This is a genomic window from Serratia sp. TSO36, assembly GCF_057808395.1.
The window spans coordinates 124,776-140,215 of record NZ_JBJZOU010000023.1 but is presented as its reverse complement, the minus strand read 5'-3'; the positions used below and the strand labels follow the sequence as shown (position 1 = coordinate 140,215).

The following is a 15,440-nucleotide window of genomic DNA, read 5'->3' as shown; positions in this document are numbered from 1 at the left end:
AGATTAGCGGTGGGCAGGCGGGCAGCGTTCGCGCTGTCCCGCCTGATACCGGCGAAAAAGTCGTCTTACGTTCTCATTATTTACGGCATTAACTCTTTTTCATGTATTCACTCTGCCGGGTGAATATTAATATATGCGCAGGATGCGTCCGTTATGTATAAACGTCCCTTGCTTTTTATCGGCTACACGCTCGTTATTATTTTTGCCTCTTCTTTTTTGACCGCATTTTATTTTCAACATTACGTCATGCAACCGGCGGAGGCGGAAAGCCTGAGTTTTATCTCCCCGGAAAAAATCGAACAAAGCCCGTTGCAAGACGATAATACCATTGTCGAAGTCTTCTCTTACGCCTGCCACTATTGTGAAGTCAACGAAAGCGGCGTGGCAGAGCTGGAAAAACGTTTGCCGGCGGGCGCCAAATTGGTGCGCTTGCACCTCAGCGACGACAGTCAAGCCGGCATGGCGGCCTTTGCGCCCCTGTTCGCCACGCTGACGATCATGGGGATCGAAGCACAGCATCGCCCCGCCGCTTATCGCGCCATTATCAAAGAAAACCTCAACCTGGCGGACGACAAGCAGCTCAGCGCCTGGCTGACGGCCAACGGTATCGATGAGGCTGCCTATCGGCAGGCCAGAGAGTCAGAGCGGGTCAAGGCGTTGTTGGCGCATATGACGGCGGTAAGCCGCTATTACCAGATCAACGCGACCCCCAGTTTTATCGTCAATCGTAAATGGCTGGCGCTGCAAGATCGCGAGTTTTCCGCTTTCAGCCGGCAGCTGCTGTCGCTGTTGCAACACGATAAACCGCTGGCCTCCTGATGCGCCTGCTCGCGGTTCGGGGGTATTTGGCCTGGCGCAACGGCCTGGACGCGATGGCCCGCTTATCGGCTGCCGGTGCCGGGATGGGCAACCGCCTGACGTGTGCCTTGCTGCGGCGCGTGGACTATCGCCTGTGGCTGGCGGTGCGCCGGCGGTTGAGGGGAAGCAGGCCGCAGCGCCGCTTTCGCCACCGGCATGCGGTAGCGCTGGCGAACCGCCAAAGCCTGTTGGGTGAAGGCAAGCTGGACTTCGCCTGGCTGATGCAGCGGCGGCAGTGGCTGGACATGGCGGCGGTCTCTGCCCGCAATGCGGCGTTGATGAGCCATTTGGCGCACTGTTCCGCGCAGCTTGATCAGGTCGTGGAACCGCTGCATCGCGCGGGCGTGCCGGTGCTGCTGGCGCCGATGCATACGGTCTCCGACGTGTTGGCGACGCTGGTCGGCGCGGGCGTTTATCCCGGGCGGGCCACGGTGATCGTTTCCGGCGATGTGCAGGCGTTTGCGCGGCGATCGCCGGAAGACGAATGGCGGCAGCGGCTCGACTATTGCTCGATTCACGACGATCCGCGGCACATCGCCGGCACCTTGTCGCAGGCGATGCTGGAAGCGGCGGAACATCGGCGCAACATCATCCTCTTCCCCGATATCACGCCGGATTACACCCTGCACAGCAATCAGGATGTGGCGGCTAAATTGGCCTGCCATCTGTTCGGCCGGCCGGCGCATTTGCACAGCGGCATCGTTCGGCTGTCCCGGGCGTTGCGGGCTCAGGTGGTGTTCTATTCGCTTTATTTCGATCGCGGCATCCGCATTCACATTGAAGAACCTGTCGCCGCAGATCGGGTCGGCCGCGTCATGCCGGCGATCGTCGAGCGAACCCTCCGGCGGCATGCGGATGATTGGCTGCTATGGCATTCGCACTCTTTATTTTTTATTAACGAATAAGTCAGGGATATCACAACGTATGGAAAACACCCTTCCTACGCCGGTCTTGCAGAGCGAAATCAATGAGTGCGGGCTGGCCTGCATCGCCATGCTGGCGGAAACTCAGGGCATTCGCGCACCGTTGACGGAGCTGCGGGAGCGTTATCCCGCTTCTCAGCACGGCACTTCGCTGGCGACGCTGTGCGCCATTTTGGGAGAGCTGGCGCTACCGGCTTATCCGGTGGCGTTTGAGCATCAGGATCTGGCGGCGTTGCCGTTACCGGCTATTTTGCATTACGGCGCGGGCCACTATGTGTTGCTGGCGTATCGCCAGGGGGGGTACGTGTGCGTAATGAACCCGGCGTTGGGGCAGCAGTTGCTGCCGTACGCCGCCCTGAAAGCGGAAATCAGCGGTTATGCGTTGGTGCTGGATCGCGATGATTTGCCGGCCACCGTCCCGGCCCGGCGCAGCGGCCGCCGCAGCGCTTTCGCCAGCTTAAGCCTGAAGGATACCGCCGGCATCGCCGGCATCTATCGCCTGGCGGCGATGACGTTTTTTATCTCACTGACGCTGTTCATCATGCCGATGATGGTCGCCAGCGCGATCAATCAGGTGTTCGCCATGGCCGGCGAGGTCGCGTTCCCCTACGCCTATTATCTGCTGGCGTTTGTGGCGTCCACGGCGTTGGCGCTGATTGCGCGCACCCTCACCGAACGCTTCATCAAAAATTTCGTGTTGTTGCACGGCGCCGCCGGTTTTTCTCGCCTGCTGGAAAACTCACTCAATTTCTTCAGCAAGCGCGCCCCCGGCGAGATCTTCAGCCGTTTCACCAGCTGGCAGATGGCCGCCGGCCAGAAAATCGAACTGGACAACGGCCTGCGCACCGACTGGATCATCGGCGCCATCGCGCTGGCGGTGATGTGCTACCTGAGCCCGCTGCTGGCGCTGGTGCCGGTTGTCGGCGTGCTGCTGATGGGGGCGGTCAGCGTATGGGCTATCTACCGCGATCGGCATTACACCCAGCAACTGCAGGTGCGAGGCGCGGTGCAAAATGACTTCATCCTGGAAACCATCCAGGGGTTTTCGACCATCAAATCAGCCGGCCTGGCCGGCCAGCGGCAGGAAGGGTTCGCCGAACATGCCCGCTCGCTGTTCAATTGCCTGCAGCAGCAAAAGATCTATGAACAGATAAAAGGCAGCATTTACCAGCTGATCGGCAGTCTGGAGATGGTGTTGTTCATGCTGCTGGCGTTGCCGCTGCTCAAGGAGGGCGAGCTCAGTCTGGGGGCATTCTTCGCCTACAGCTTTCTGCGCGAAATCTTTACTTCGTACAGCAGCAAGATCTTTTTTGCCGTTTTGCAGAAAAACCAGCTACACGTCATCGATGAACGTGCGCGGGATCTGTTTCCTGCGGTATCCGCTCGGGCCCAGTCTGCGGACGAAAGCGTGAGCCATTTTGACGCGCGGTTGGCATATCGGGGGGTGGCCTTCGCTTACGACGCTGGTCAACCGGTGTTGCGCGATTTGTCGCTGACGCTGGAGCGGGGCGAGTGCATCGCCATTTGCGGTGGTTCCGGCGCGGGCAAGAGCACGTTGCTGAAGGTGCTCGCCTGCCTGCTGACGCCGCAGCAGGGGGAGCTGACGCTGGATGGGCGCGTACTGGCAAGTGCCGCCGTGCAGCGGCTGTTCTTCCTGCAAAGCCAGGAGGACATTCTGTTCAACGCCTCGGTGTTGCAGAACATCACGCTGTTCGCGCCGTCGGCGCCGGGCCAGCAACGGCAGGTGGAACAGGCGTTGCGCAGTTTGGGGCTGGCGGACGCGGTGGCGCAGCTGCCGGGGGGCGTGAACGCCCTGGTGCGGGAGAGCCATGCCGGGCTGTCGCTGGGGCAGCGGCAGCGTCTGTTGCTGGCGCGCGCCATGTACAGCCGTTGCCCGGTGTTGGTGCTGGACGAACCGACGGCGAATCTGGATGAAAAGACTGCGGCGGCGGTGATGTCGGCTCTGGTGGCGCATTGCCGTGAAAACCGTAAAACCCTGGTGACGGTCACCCATAATCCGCGGCTGTTGCCGTTATTCGATCGGGTCTTGCGCATGTCGCAGGGGCGGCTGGTGCCTGAATCCACCGACGACGCCAGGATGAATGATTGTGCAGAGGTGGAGTGAGGTGCCCGGAAAGAGACGCTGGCGGCGAGTGGCGTTGGCGATGGTCGTTTTGGCGGCGGTGGTTGGCGGGCTGTCGTTGCTGAATCGGCCCCCTGAAACGCAACCACCGCAAACGGCGCGCGTCGAGCGCGGGGACATCGAAAAAAGCGTGTTGGCGACCGGGATTCTGAAACCGCTTCGGCAGGTGAACGTGGGCGCACAGGTCAACGGGCAGTTGAAAAAACTGTATGTCAAACAGGGTGACAGGGTGATCCAGGGGCAGCTGTTGGCCGAGATCGATCCGACGCTGCAGCTTAACGAACTGCGCAAGTCACAGGCCGAATTACGTAGCGCGCAGGCACAGAAACTGGCGAGCCAGGCACAGCTGAAGCAGTACCAGCTGGAGCTGAAGCGGCAAAGAGCGCTGGCGCGAGACCGCGCCGGCGTGGCCAGCGATTTGGAAAAAGCGCAGGCACAGCACGACGCGCAACTGGCGCAGCTGAAAGTGAACGAGTCGCAGATCGTCCAGGCCGAAGTGGCGCAGGAAACCGCCAGGGCCAATCTGGCTTTTACCCGTATTACCGCCCCTATCGACGGCGAAGTGCTGGGCATCGTTACCCAGGAAGGGCAAACCATCGTCTCGTCGCAAAGTGCGCCGACCATTTTGGTGATGGCAGACGTGGATACGATGATGGTGCATACCCGCATATCGGAAAATGACATCTTGCAGGTGAAGACGGGGCAGCCGCTGTGGTTTTACGTCGCCGCCGATCCCAGCCGCCGCTATGAGGGGGCCATGGGGGCGATACAGCAGGCGCCGGCGGAGGCGCTGGAAACCGATCCGCTGGGCAGGAATTCAAGCCAGCAAACGGCGGCGGTGTATTACAACGGCGTGTTTGCCGTCGCCAACGGCGAGCGTCGATTGCGCACCTCGATGACGGCGCAGGTATTCATCATGACCGAACGCGCACAGGGGGTGGTGCGGGTACCGATGGCTGCGCTGGGCGCGGCATTGGATGAAGGAAGCTATCAGGTCAAGGTGCTGGAAGGCGGGCAAACGGTGGTGCGCCGCGTGCGTATCGGCACCCGCGATCGCCGCTATGCCGAAGTGTTGGAAGGGCTGAACGCAGGAGAGCAGGTGCTGCTGGAGCAACAGCCTGATGTGGAGGAGGGCGCTGATGTCAGTTAACACCGCTCCCATCATTGCGTTGGATAACGTCTCGCGCGAGTTTCAGGCGGGGGAGCAGAAAATTGCGGTCCTCAAGCGCATTTCCCTGAGCATTCAACGGGGGGAAATGGTCGCTATCGTCGGCGCCTCCGGTTCCGGGAAATCGACGTTGATGAACATTATCGGCTGTCTGGACAAACCTTCTCAGGGCGACGTGCACATCAACGGGGTGGCTATTGGGCAAGCCGACGCCGATCGCCTGGCGCAGCTTCGCAGCCGGCATATCGGCTTTATCTTCCAGCGCTATCACCTGATGCCCTATCTGACCGCCGGTGAGAATGTGGCGATCCCGGCGTTGTATACCGCCATGCCGGCCGCCGAACGCCGCCTGCGGGCAGCGCATTTGCTGGCCCGGCTCGGGTTGGCGCAGCGCGGCGGTCATCGCCCGGCGCAGCTTTCCGGTGGGCAACAGCAGCGGGTCAGTATTGCTCGCGCCCTGATGAACGGCGCGGAAATTATTTTGGCCGACGAACCGACAGGTGCGCTGGATAGCGCCAGCGGTCAGGCGTTGATGACCATTTTGCACGAGCTGAACGCTATCGGGCATACCGTCGTCATCGTGACACACGATCGGCGGATCGCCGAACAGGCGCGGCGGATCATTGAGATCGGCGACGGCGAGATCGTGGCGGATCGTCGCCATGAAGCCTCTCGACATCTCTCTACGTTCGAACGACCGCTGGCGGCGCCGCTGAAACGCATGGCGCCGGGCGCGGCGTTGAAAGAGGCCGTCGGCATGGCCTGGCGGGCATTGCTGGGGCACCGGGTTCGGGCATTGCTATCGATGCTCGGCATCATTATCGGCATTGCGGCGGTGGTCTCCGCCATCGCCATCGGAGAAGGCACGCGGCGTAATATTCTCAAGGAAATCAGCCAGCTTGGCACCAGCACGCTGGAGATTCGCCCAGGCCTCGGGTGGGAGAAACCGCGGCCCGACCTTGCGCGCTCACTGAGCGAGCGGGATGCCGCATTATTGGCGGCGCTGCCTTACGTCGACAGCGTTTCGCCGGTGATCGGCACCCAACTGCTGGCCGTTCGCGAAGGCAAACAGGTGCCGCTTGCCGTGATGGGCGTCGGCGAAGGGTATTTCCGCACGCAGGGCATTCGCCTGCTTTCCGGCGGCCTGTTTACCGCGCAGGATCTGAGTGAGCGCGCACCGGTAGCGGTGATTGATCCCTTGCTGAAACAGGCGCTGTTTGCTTCCCGGCAAGATCCGTTGGGCGCGGTAGTGCTGATCGCGGGCGTGCCTTATCGGGTGATCGGCGTCGCGCAGCGCCGCGGCGCTCAATACGCCGGCTCTCAACCGCTTGCCTGGCTGCCCTATACCTCCCTGACCGGCCGCATCGCCGGCGATATGCCGCTGGAATCCATTGTGATGCGAGTGAATGAAAAACTGACGCTGGAAGAGGCGGGGCGGGATGCGACCCGGCGTTTGATCGTAGAACACGGGCGGCGTGATTTCTTCACGATGACCGACGATCAACTGACGCAATCCATTCAGCGCGCCTCAGGCTCCATGCAACTGTTGATTACCGCGATTGCCGCCATCTCGCTGCTGGTGGGCGGTGTGGGGGTGATGAACATCATGCTGGTCTCGGTGACGGAACGGACCCATGAGATCGGTATTCGATTGGCGGTGGGCGCCGCCGAGAAGGACATTATGCGGCAATTTTTGATTGAGGCGGTGGTGATCTGCAGCCTGGGAGGCGTGTTGGGGATCGCCTGCGCCGCGCTGGTCAAAGGGGTTCTGAGCGGATTGGCGCCGCAGGTGACGATGATCTTTACCTGGCCGCCGTTGCTGCTGGCCTGCGGATTTTCGGCGTTGATCGGTGTCGGGTTCGGGTTCTTTCCCGCTCGCACCGCCGCGCGCCTGCAGCCGGTGGAGGCGCTGGCGCGAGAATGAGACGACTTTGGGTTTGTGGGCTGGTGATGCTGTCGCTGAGCGCCTGCGGAGGGCGGCCGATCGACGCCACGGCGCCACCGTCGTTGCCGCCGCAGTGGCGCGTGGTCGATGAGCGTTCCGGTTCGCTGCGGGCGGGTGTCGCCTGGTGGGAAAACTTCAATGATCCGCAACTCTCCTCGCTGATCGATGGCGTGCTGATCGCGAATCAGGATTTGGCGCTGGCCGGATTGCAGTGGCGCGAGGCCATGTTGGAGGCCGGATTAACGGAGGGCAACTTGACGCCGGATTTCACCGCCAGCCTGAGCGGCCGCAATACCCGAGCGTTGCGGGGCGCGTCTACGCCGCAGGAAAGCTACCGTGCAGGGCTTTCTCTGAGCTATGAACTGGATTTATGGGGCAAGCTGGCGCGCATTCGCGAACAGGCCGAATGGCTGGCCGTCGCCTCGGAGTTGGAACGGCGCAATACCGCGTTGACCTTGATCGGTGCTACCGCGCGCGGGTACTGGCAGATTGCCGACTTGAATCAGCAAGTCCTCCATCAGCAACAGGCGCTGGCGATCGCGCGTGAAACTTTGCGGCTGGTGGCGGCACGTCACACCGCTGGCGACGTTGGCCGATTCGAGCTGTTGCAGGCGGAGCAAAGCTTGTTGGCGCGAAAGAATCAGCTGCATGAGCTGGAGCGGCAGCGGGAAGATGCGCGTAACTCGTTGGCACTGTTGTTCGGGCGATCGCCGCTGCTGCGCTATAGCGAACGGCGTTCGTTGCCGCTTGACGAGGTAGCTGTCGCGCAGCGTCAGCCGGCGTGGGTGATTGCGCGCCGGCCGGATGTTCAGGCGGCAGAACGCCGTCTGAGAGCGGCGCTGGCCGGTGCCGAGGCGGCAAGATTGAGTTTTTATCCGGCGCTGAGCCTGGAGGCCGGGTTGGATGCCGGCAGCGGACTTTTCCGCCAGTGGTTCAGTGAACCTTCTCGCTCGCTGGGCGCCACGTTGACGCTGCCGTTTATCGAATGGCGCAAGATGCGCTTGTCCAGCGACAAAGCGGCGTTGCAGGCGCAGCGGGCGGAGATTCAATTTCGCGATGCGGTCTACCGTGCGCTGGCCGATGTGGACAACGCCATGAGACAACGCCTGGAAGCACAGCGGCAAATCGGCAATCAGCGGTGGCATCTGGCGATGAGTCGACAAGCCGTGGCGTTGGCGCGACATCAATATCAGGCTGGTTCCGTTGCGCTGCAAACGCTGCTGGATGCGCAAGAGGCGGTGTTGGCCAGCGAGAATTCGCTGTCGGCACTGCAATTCCGCTATCTGAACGCCACGATGCAACTCTGGCTGGCGCTGGGCGGCAACGAGGCTTTCGCATCCGGGCAAGGAGAATAAGCATGGAGAAAACAAGACGCGTAGTGGTTACCGGTTACGGTGCCGTCACCGCGCTGGGGGGCAACGCGCAGCAAAGCTGGCAGGCTATCATGGCCAGCCGTCTGGCCTATCGTTATCACGATAAATCGGCGGCGGGGATCCACGCGCGCTTTTTTGCTTTGCTGGAGGCCGAACCGCCGCTGGAGGGCGTTGCCGCACGGGTAAGCCGCCGCTTGCCCAGATTCGCCAGACTGGCGCTTGCCGCCGCCGCGGAGGCGATCGAAATGGCGTTTTCATCCAGTTTTGTGGGGCCCGCGCACTTTTATTCGTCGTTGGAGTGCGGAGCGATTATCGGCAGCGGCTGGGGCGGCCAGGATGAGATCATGCAAAACAATGCGGACTATCTGCAATCCGGGCTGGGGCAGCTGTTTGGCTGTTTTCACGCGATGCCCAATATCGCGACCGCCATATGCGGCCAGCATTGGTTGCTACGGGGCTATCAAGGCTCGCCGGCGGCGGCCTGCGCGACCGGCGGCATCGCGATTGGCGATGCGTTTGAGGTGATACGCAGCGGCCGCGCTTCAATGATGCTGGCCGGTGCCTCGGAGTCGCTGCGCGGCAACGGCGCGATCTGGAATATGGATGCGTTGCGTTTGTTGAGCCGGGAGCAAAAGGATATCACCAAAGCCAGTTGCCCGTTTAGCCGGGAACGCAACGGTTTCGTCCTGGCGGAAGGGGCCGCCGTATTATGCCTTGAGGAACGGGAAGCGGCTTTAGCGCGCGGTGCGACGATTTTGGGCGAAATCAAAGGATACGGCAACTTTTCAGACGCTTTTGATCTTACCGCGCCGTCGAAGGATCCTCAGGCCAAGGTGAAAACCCTACGACGGGCCTTGGAGCAGGCGGGGCTCGGCAGCCATGAAATCGACTATATCAATGCGCATGGCACGTCTACGTTGCAAAACGACGTGAACGAAACCGAGGCGATCAAGGCGGCGCTGGGGCGCGATGCCTATCGCACACCGATTTCCAGCACGAAATCTTATACCGGGCACCTGCTTGGCGCATCCGGCAGCTTTGAGGCGATCGTCTGCCTGCAAGCGTTACAGCAGCAAATGATGCCAGCGACCTGCCATTTGCACGAAACCGATCCCGCATGCGATCTCGATTATATTCGCGAAGGACATCGGCATGGTCGTCTGCGTAATGTCATGAGCCTCAGTTTCGGTTTCGGCGGCGCCAATGCGGCGCTGGTATTTGGCAATCACTATGAATAACGGTAGAACGCATGGAAAAATATCATCGGTTATATGAGACGATTTGCGGCATGTTGCATGAAGCCCGAGGGCTGGAGAGAACGCTGCTGTCGGCGGATATGCCGCTACAGCAGCTTGGGTTGGACAGCCTGGATTATATGGAGCTGATGTTGTTGGTTCGGCGAGAATTCGGCATTACGCTCACTGCGGAAATGCTTATCGAGCATCCTGAATTGACCCTCGGCGAATTGTGCCACCTGATAACCCGTCAATAATTTCATCCCCCCAGGCGATCGCTTGCTAGGGTCTGGCCTGGGTTTTTCGTCTGTTGTAACGTCCATTCCATTCTTTTCGCATCCTGCTTCACTCAGTTATCGATATCCATAAATATTAATGCTTATCTGTCAGGTTAATATGAGCCAGTGATGGCGTTTTTTTATTCAACCCTTGGCGGCGTTATGAATGATGAGTGTTAATTATGTGGCGATATTTTTTAGGAATATTCTTTGTTTTGCCGGTTAATTTATCAATCTCACTCTACATCGCGCTTGTAAGTGATAATGTAAGCTAAAGAAAATAGGGGCAGTGCGGCCTCATTATTTATGATACGGCCGGAAAGCTGCGCAGATTATTCATGATAGCGATTCTCAGGGGCGATTGATGGCCGCGAGAATAACGGTTGTCGCGCTGTTCGCATTCGGCAAATCCGCTATACTCCGCGCTGGATGCAGGAACCTATCCATATGTCAGGGGCAGCCCTGAGTGTCCATTGTGGTGATGTAAAAGGAAAATGACAGCCACATTTTTCCTATCAAAGTAATGAGGTTGTATGTCTAATCGTAAACATCTGACGCCTTCTGAAGTGGAGAGACTGCTTGAGGTCACGCTGCATGGAAAGAATCCAGAACGCGATTATTGTTTGATTTATATGTGTTTTATTCATGGGTGCCGCGCCAGTGAAATAGGGGGATGGCGTTTGTCGGATATCGATCTGGAAGGCGGTAATATCTATGTGCATCGGTTGAAAAATGGTTTTTCCACCGTGCATCCGCTTTATCTGCGCGAAAGACAATGTTTGCGGCGCTGGTTGGATAAACGTCAGCGGCACCGCTGGGCCGATCAGGAGTGGCTGTTTCTTTCCAATCGCGGCGGCCGCCTGTCGCGTCAACGTATTTACGGGTTGATTCGCCATTACAGCAAGGTGGCTAAATTGGAGGTCAATGCGCACCCGCACATGCTGCGGCATGGCTGCGGATTTGCATTGGCGGATCGCGGTGTCGACACCCGTTTAATTCAGGATTACCTCGGGCACCGAAATATCCAGAATACGGTGATTTATACCGCCAGCAATGCGCAGCGCTTCAAGGAAATTTGGTAAGTGTGATTTAAGTTAATAACGTTAAGGAGTCACTTTGAACTAAACTGAAACATACTGTAAGGACGCGTAAAAACAATGTCAATATTCCCATGCCTTCTTTCCAGGATAAAGATAAATATCATTTAAAAACAATGTGTTGTGTTTTTTGTGCATGCTGTGTCATCCCTGAAAATCTAAGTAAAATCCTACTCAAAACCCCACGAGTTTAAATCACTGCGTTATCACCTCGGTTTTTTAGTCTGATTTATCAGTTATTCATCAATTGGTTGGTTTTAAATTCTGACAAATGTCTGTTTATTGGTTTAAAAATCCAAAGGAGTCACTTTAGTTCAAAATGAATCGTTTGGGTGAATAAGCCAGAATCCATCAATCAACTTGGCTTAAGACGTTTCCCATTCATGGAACTAAATAAAAGGAATGACATTAAGGATATGTCGGAAATAAACCCATGCACATTTTGCATAATTTTAAGGAAAGTAGGATGAAAAAGAATCTGTTGGCTGTAGCTATATTGACCGCGTCCGCATTTACCACTTCTGGATTTGCCGCCGACGGCGCGCTGAATATTACTGGCACCATCACCGATCAGTCTTGCACCGTCGATGCGGATTCCAAAAACAAGCAGGTCGCTCTGGGCAAGATCGCCAAAGATGCGTTCACCCTGTCCAAAACCGCCGGCGCCAAGGCGTTCAATCTGGTGCTGAAAAATTGCCCGGCCACCGTCACCGGCGCCACCGTGCGTTTTGACGGCACTCAGGTGCAGGGGCAGTCCGGGCTGCTGCAACTGACCGGCGCCGGCACCGCCGGGGTCGCGGGCGGCATTGGCGTGCAACTGCTGGACGACGGCAGCAACGTGTTAAATATCGGCAACGATTCCCGCGTCTATACCCTGGCCGAGAACAAAGACAACGTTCTGGGCTTTGTTGCGCGCTATTTCGCTTATGACAACGTTTCCGTCGGTAGCGCCAACGCTACGGCCAACTTCACCATCGTTTATCAGTAAGGCCATGCCGTTACGGCGGCGGAACAGTTAGAAAAATGAGCCAGAGAGCGTGTTCTCTGGCTCTTATTCATCGGTGATGGAAACGGGAAGAAAGAGAATGAAAGCGGGATACTTTGTGCTGACGGCGGCGTTGCTGATGACGCTTTGGACTCCGGTACGGGCCGGTGTAGTCGTGGGGGGAACGCGCCTGATCTACGACGGCGGCAAAAAAGAGTCTGCTCTGAATATCAGTAATCCGGATGCGATGCCTTATCTGATCCAATCCTGGGTTGATGCGCAAGAAGGCGATAGCGCGAAAGCGCCTTTTATCATTACACCGCCGCTATTTCGCTTGGATGGCGGCCAAAATAACCTGCTGCGCGTGGTACGTGCGGGCGGCAATTTACCGACGGACAGAGAGTCGCTGTATTGGCTGAATGTGAAGGCGATCCCCTCGGTGGAAAAGAAAGAAAATACCCTGCAAATCGCCATCAAGACCCGTATCAAGTTGATTTACCGCCCGCAGGGGCTCACCGGCAATCTGGAGGAGGCGGCCGGTAAAGTGACGTGGCGGCGCAGTGGCGATCGTCTGCAGGTGACCAACCCTTCACCCTACTACCTCACCTTTTTCAATTTGAAGCTGAATGGCCGCGCCATTACCGGCAACACCATGGTAGCACCGCAGGCAAGCGCCAGTTTCCCGTTGCCGACGGCGAATGGCGCAGGAGGCGGTCTGAGCTGGCAAATCATCAATGACTATGGCGGCACCGGCCAGACCTTCACCAGCACATTATAACCGGGCTGCAGTACGTGTTTTTTGCTCCGGAATAACGCTGGAGCAGGTGTTCGGCTTACCTGGCTTTTCGTCGGGCCGAGCCAATCGGGACAGGGAGTTAAAAGGATGAATAACCCGAATTGCATTGGTTTACCAGGGGCGCGATCGGTTCTTGCCGGCCTGATATCTTGCCAGGTGGTGCTGCTGAGCCCGATCGGCACGGCTTATGCGCGCGATTATTTCAACCCGGCGTTGCTGGAAATCGATAATCCGGCGCTGCGCGGCGCCGATCTCTCCGTATTTGAGGAGAACAGCAGCCAGGCGCCCGGGAACTATCGGGTCGACCTTTACCTGAACGGCGAACAGATAGACAGCCTTGACGTCGAGTTCCGGCTTATGCCGGGAGCCGGCGGTAAACAAACGCTGCAACCTTGTTTCAGCACTGAAAAATTGGCTGAATTGGGCGTGAGGGTTGCCATGTTTCCTGCGATGGTGCCTGGGGAGAGTTGCGTCAATTTGGCGCAGGCCATTCCACAAGCCTCTTCGACATTCCTGTTCAATCAGTTGAGGCTGAATTTGAGCATCCCGCAGGCGGCGCTGCGCTTGAATGCGCGCGACTACGTTTCCCCGGATAAATGGGATTCCGGCATACCGGCGCTGTTGGTCAATTACAATTTCAGCGGCGCCAATAGCCAGATGCGCGCCAGCGAACGGCAAAACAACAATAACTATTACCTCAATCTGCGCTCGGGCATCAACTGGGGGGCCTGGCGCCTGCGTAACTATTCGATCTGGAATCATTACTCCGGTGGTTCTTCTTCCTGGCGCTCAATCAATACCTACCTGCAGCGCGATATCGTTGCGTTGCAAAGCCGCCTGACCCTGGGTGACAGCACAACATCCAGCGATGTGTTCGATAGCGTGCAGTTCCGCGGCGGGCAGTTGGCCTCTGAGGACGATATCCTGCCGGACAGCATGAAAGGGTACTCGCCGGTAGTGCGCGGGATCGCACGCACGAATGCGCAAATCATAATCCGGCAAAACGGCTACGTGATTTATCAAAGCTATGTGCCGCCGGGGGCGTTTGAAATTTCCGATCTGTATCCCACGGGTGGCAGCGGCGACCTGAATGTAAACGTGCGTGAGGCAGACGGCCAGGAGCAGCATTTTGTGGTGCCGTACGCCGTGGTGCCGGTATTGCAGCGCGAAGGGCGGTTTAAATACAGCCTGACCAGCGGGAAATACCGGTCATACAGCGGCGGCGTTGATGAACGCCCGTTCAGCCAGGCAACCGGGATCTACGGTTTGCCTTGGGGGGCCACGTTGTATGGCGGCGTGCAGGCGGCCAGTAAATATCAGTCTTTGGCGCTGGGATGGGGGCAGAACATGGGGGCGGTAGGCGCGCTGTCTGCCGATGTCACCCAAGCCTGGACCAAGCAGGAAACCCGGCCGAAGGAACAGGGGCAATCATGGCGTCTGCGTTACGGTAAAAACTTCATTGAAACCGGCACCAACTTTAGTTTGGCCAGTTACCGCTACTCCACGCGCGGCTTTTATAGCCTGCAGGAGGCGCTGGAGAGCTATGGCGGCAACAGCGCCGTCTATAGCGATCACAAGAAGAGCCGCGCCGAGCTGACGATGAGCCAAAGCCTGTGGGAGCGGGGAGGAACGCTGTCGCTCAGCCTGTTTAACGAAGACTACTGGGATAACAATCGCCGTTCGCAGTCTGTCAGCCTCAGCTACAACAACAGCTGGGAAGCGGTCAGTTACGGGCTGAATTACACGTTCAACCAGAACGGTTACGACAGTAACGGCAATCGCAGCAGTATTCGTGACCATATCGTGGCTTTCAACGTCAGCGTACCGCTCAGCAAATGGCTGCCGGGCAGCTATGCCACCTACAGTATGAACGCCAGTCGCAATGGTGCCACCAGCAACAACCTTGGGTTGAGCGGTACGGCGTTGCCGGGAAACAACCTGAACTACAGCATCAGCCAGGGCTATACCGGCAGGGATGTGGGGGCGAACGGCAATATTCAGGCGGATTATAAAGGCTCTCTCGCCGAGTTGAACCTGGGGTACGGCTACGATCGCCATCGCCGGCAGGTGAACTACGGCGTGCAGGGCGGCGTTCTGGTGCACCAAAACGGCATCACGCTTTCCCAACCGCTGGGCGATACGGTGGCGTTGGTGCAGGCGCCTGGTGCTTCAGGGGTGAATGTCCTGAACCAGACCGGAGTCAGCACCGACTGGCGCGGCTATGCGGTTGTGCCTTACCTGACGCCTTACCGGCGCAACATCGTCGGATTGGACGGTGAATCTTTCGCAGAGGACGTTGACATGACGCTGAGTAGCCAAACGGTGATCCCAACTCGCGGCGCCGTGGTGCGCGCCCGCTTTAATCCGGACGTCGGTGCCCGTGTGTTGCTGACCTTGCTGACGCGCAGCGGCGCTCCGGTGCCGTTCGGCGCCACCGTCAGCACTCTCAACAGCCCCTCTGACAATGCAGCCATCGTCGGTGATGGCGGCCAGGTTTATCTGGCTGGCCTGGCGGATAGCGGGCGGTTGCGGGTTAAGTGGGGCAATGACGCGGCTCAGCAATGTCAGGCCAACTATCAATTGGCTAATCAGCCCGAGAGCGGTGGGATTCGCCTCGTTAACGGGCAGTGTTTATAAGG

General features: G+C 58.4%; 12 protein-coding genes. All 12 read left to right on the top strand.

Translation table 11 applies throughout. From position 1 onward, the window contains the following. Positions 1-153 precede the first annotated feature (153 nt). The 12 genes from ACK3CV_RS20440 (at position 154) to ACK3CV_RS20385 (ending at position 15,438) form a co-directional block, all read left to right on the top strand. On the top strand, positions 154-819 hold the full coding sequence (locus ACK3CV_RS20440; RefSeq protein WP_033635803.1) for a DsbA family protein: 666 nt from the start codon (positions 154-156) through the stop codon (positions 817-819). Next, positions 819-1,763, top strand: coding sequence for a lysophospholipid acyltransferase family protein (locus tag ACK3CV_RS20435; RefSeq protein WP_033635802.1), 945 nt, complete (start codon positions 819-821; stop codon positions 1,761-1,763). Before ACK3CV_RS20440 ends, ACK3CV_RS20435 begins: the two co-directional genes overlap by 1 nt. A gap of 19 nt (positions 1,764-1,782) precedes the next feature. Beyond that, positions 1,783-3,906: a peptidase domain-containing ABC transporter gene (locus ACK3CV_RS20430; protein ID WP_164039831.1), complete on the top strand. Its 2,124-nt coding sequence runs from the start codon at positions 1,783-1,785 to the stop codon at positions 3,904-3,906. A 40-nt stretch (positions 3,907-3,946) separates the two neighbouring features. Next, positions 3,947-5,074: an efflux RND transporter periplasmic adaptor subunit gene (locus ACK3CV_RS20425; protein WP_424540209.1), complete on the top strand. Its 1,128-nt coding sequence runs from the start codon at positions 3,947-3,949 to the stop codon at positions 5,072-5,074. Continuing rightward, positions 5,064-7,016, top strand: a complete 1,953-nt coding sequence (locus ACK3CV_RS20420) for an ABC transporter permease (protein ID WP_164039833.1) — start codon at positions 5,064-5,066, stop codon at positions 7,014-7,016. Before ACK3CV_RS20425 ends, ACK3CV_RS20420 begins: the two co-directional genes overlap by 11 nt. Further along, positions 7,013-8,392, top strand: a complete 1,380-nt coding sequence (locus ACK3CV_RS20415; protein ID WP_306768617.1) for an efflux transporter outer membrane subunit — start codon at positions 7,013-7,015, stop codon at positions 8,390-8,392. The genes ACK3CV_RS20420 and ACK3CV_RS20415 overlap by 4 nt, the downstream gene beginning before the upstream one ends. A gap of 2 nt (positions 8,393-8,394) precedes the next feature. Continuing rightward, a complete protein-coding gene (locus ACK3CV_RS20410; protein WP_033654091.1) occupies positions 8,395-9,648 on the top strand; it encodes a beta-ketoacyl-[acyl-carrier-protein] synthase family protein in 1,254 nt (417 codons plus the stop codon). Positions 9,649-9,659: 11 nt separating this feature from the next. Beyond that, a complete protein-coding gene (locus tag ACK3CV_RS20405; protein ID WP_033649480.1) occupies positions 9,660-9,902 on the top strand; it encodes an acyl carrier protein in 243 nt (80 codons plus the stop codon). 554 nt (positions 9,903-10,456) lie between these two features. After that, on the top strand, positions 10,457-11,005 hold the full coding sequence (locus ACK3CV_RS20400) for a tyrosine-type DNA invertase (protein ID WP_033635795.1): 549 nt from the start codon (positions 10,457-10,459) through the stop codon (positions 11,003-11,005). Between the two features lie 481 nt (positions 11,006-11,486). Further along, complete coding sequence (locus ACK3CV_RS20395) at positions 11,487-12,008, top strand: fimbrial protein (RefSeq protein ID WP_164039834.1); 522 nt, start codon at positions 11,487-11,489, stop codon at positions 12,006-12,008. A 97-nt stretch (positions 12,009-12,105) separates the two neighbouring features. Further along, positions 12,106-12,783 carry a fimbrial biogenesis chaperone gene (locus ACK3CV_RS20390; protein WP_033635793.1) on the top strand — a complete coding sequence of 226 codons (678 nt, stop codon included), beginning with the start codon at positions 12,106-12,108 and terminating at the stop codon, positions 12,781-12,783. 105 nt (positions 12,784-12,888) lie between these two features. Continuing rightward, a complete protein-coding gene (locus ACK3CV_RS20385) occupies positions 12,889-15,438 on the top strand; it encodes a fimbria/pilus outer membrane usher protein (RefSeq protein WP_164039836.1) in 2,550 nt (849 codons plus the stop codon). The last annotated feature ends 2 nt before the right edge of the window (positions 15,439-15,440 follow it).

Coding starts and splice junctions, on each gene's coding strand:
- ACK3CV_RS20440 (WP_033635803.1), top strand. CDS start 154: ATGTATAAACGTCCCTTGCTTTTTATCGGCTACACGCTCGTTATTATT.
- ACK3CV_RS20435 (WP_033635802.1), top strand. CDS start 819: ATGCGCCTGCTCGCGGTTCGGGGGTATTTGGCCTGGCGCAACGGCCTG.
- ACK3CV_RS20430 (WP_164039831.1), top strand. CDS start 1,783: ATGGAAAACACCCTTCCTACGCCGGTCTTGCAGAGCGAAATCAATGAG.
- ACK3CV_RS20425 (WP_424540209.1), top strand. CDS start 3,947: ATGGTCGTTTTGGCGGCGGTGGTTGGCGGGCTGTCGTTGCTGAATCGG.
- ACK3CV_RS20420 (WP_164039833.1), top strand. CDS start 5,064: ATGTCAGTTAACACCGCTCCCATCATTGCGTTGGATAACGTCTCGCGC.
- ACK3CV_RS20415 (WP_306768617.1), top strand. CDS start 7,013: ATGAGACGACTTTGGGTTTGTGGGCTGGTGATGCTGTCGCTGAGCGCC.
- ACK3CV_RS20410 (WP_033654091.1), top strand. CDS start 8,395: ATGGAGAAAACAAGACGCGTAGTGGTTACCGGTTACGGTGCCGTCACC.
- ACK3CV_RS20405 (WP_033649480.1), top strand. CDS start 9,660: ATGGAAAAATATCATCGGTTATATGAGACGATTTGCGGCATGTTGCAT.
- ACK3CV_RS20400 (WP_033635795.1), top strand. CDS start 10,457: ATGTCTAATCGTAAACATCTGACGCCTTCTGAAGTGGAGAGACTGCTT.
- ACK3CV_RS20395 (WP_164039834.1), top strand. CDS start 11,487: ATGAAAAAGAATCTGTTGGCTGTAGCTATATTGACCGCGTCCGCATTT.
- ACK3CV_RS20390 (WP_033635793.1), top strand. CDS start 12,106: ATGAAAGCGGGATACTTTGTGCTGACGGCGGCGTTGCTGATGACGCTT.
- ACK3CV_RS20385 (WP_164039836.1), top strand. CDS start 12,889: ATGAATAACCCGAATTGCATTGGTTTACCAGGGGCGCGATCGGTTCTT.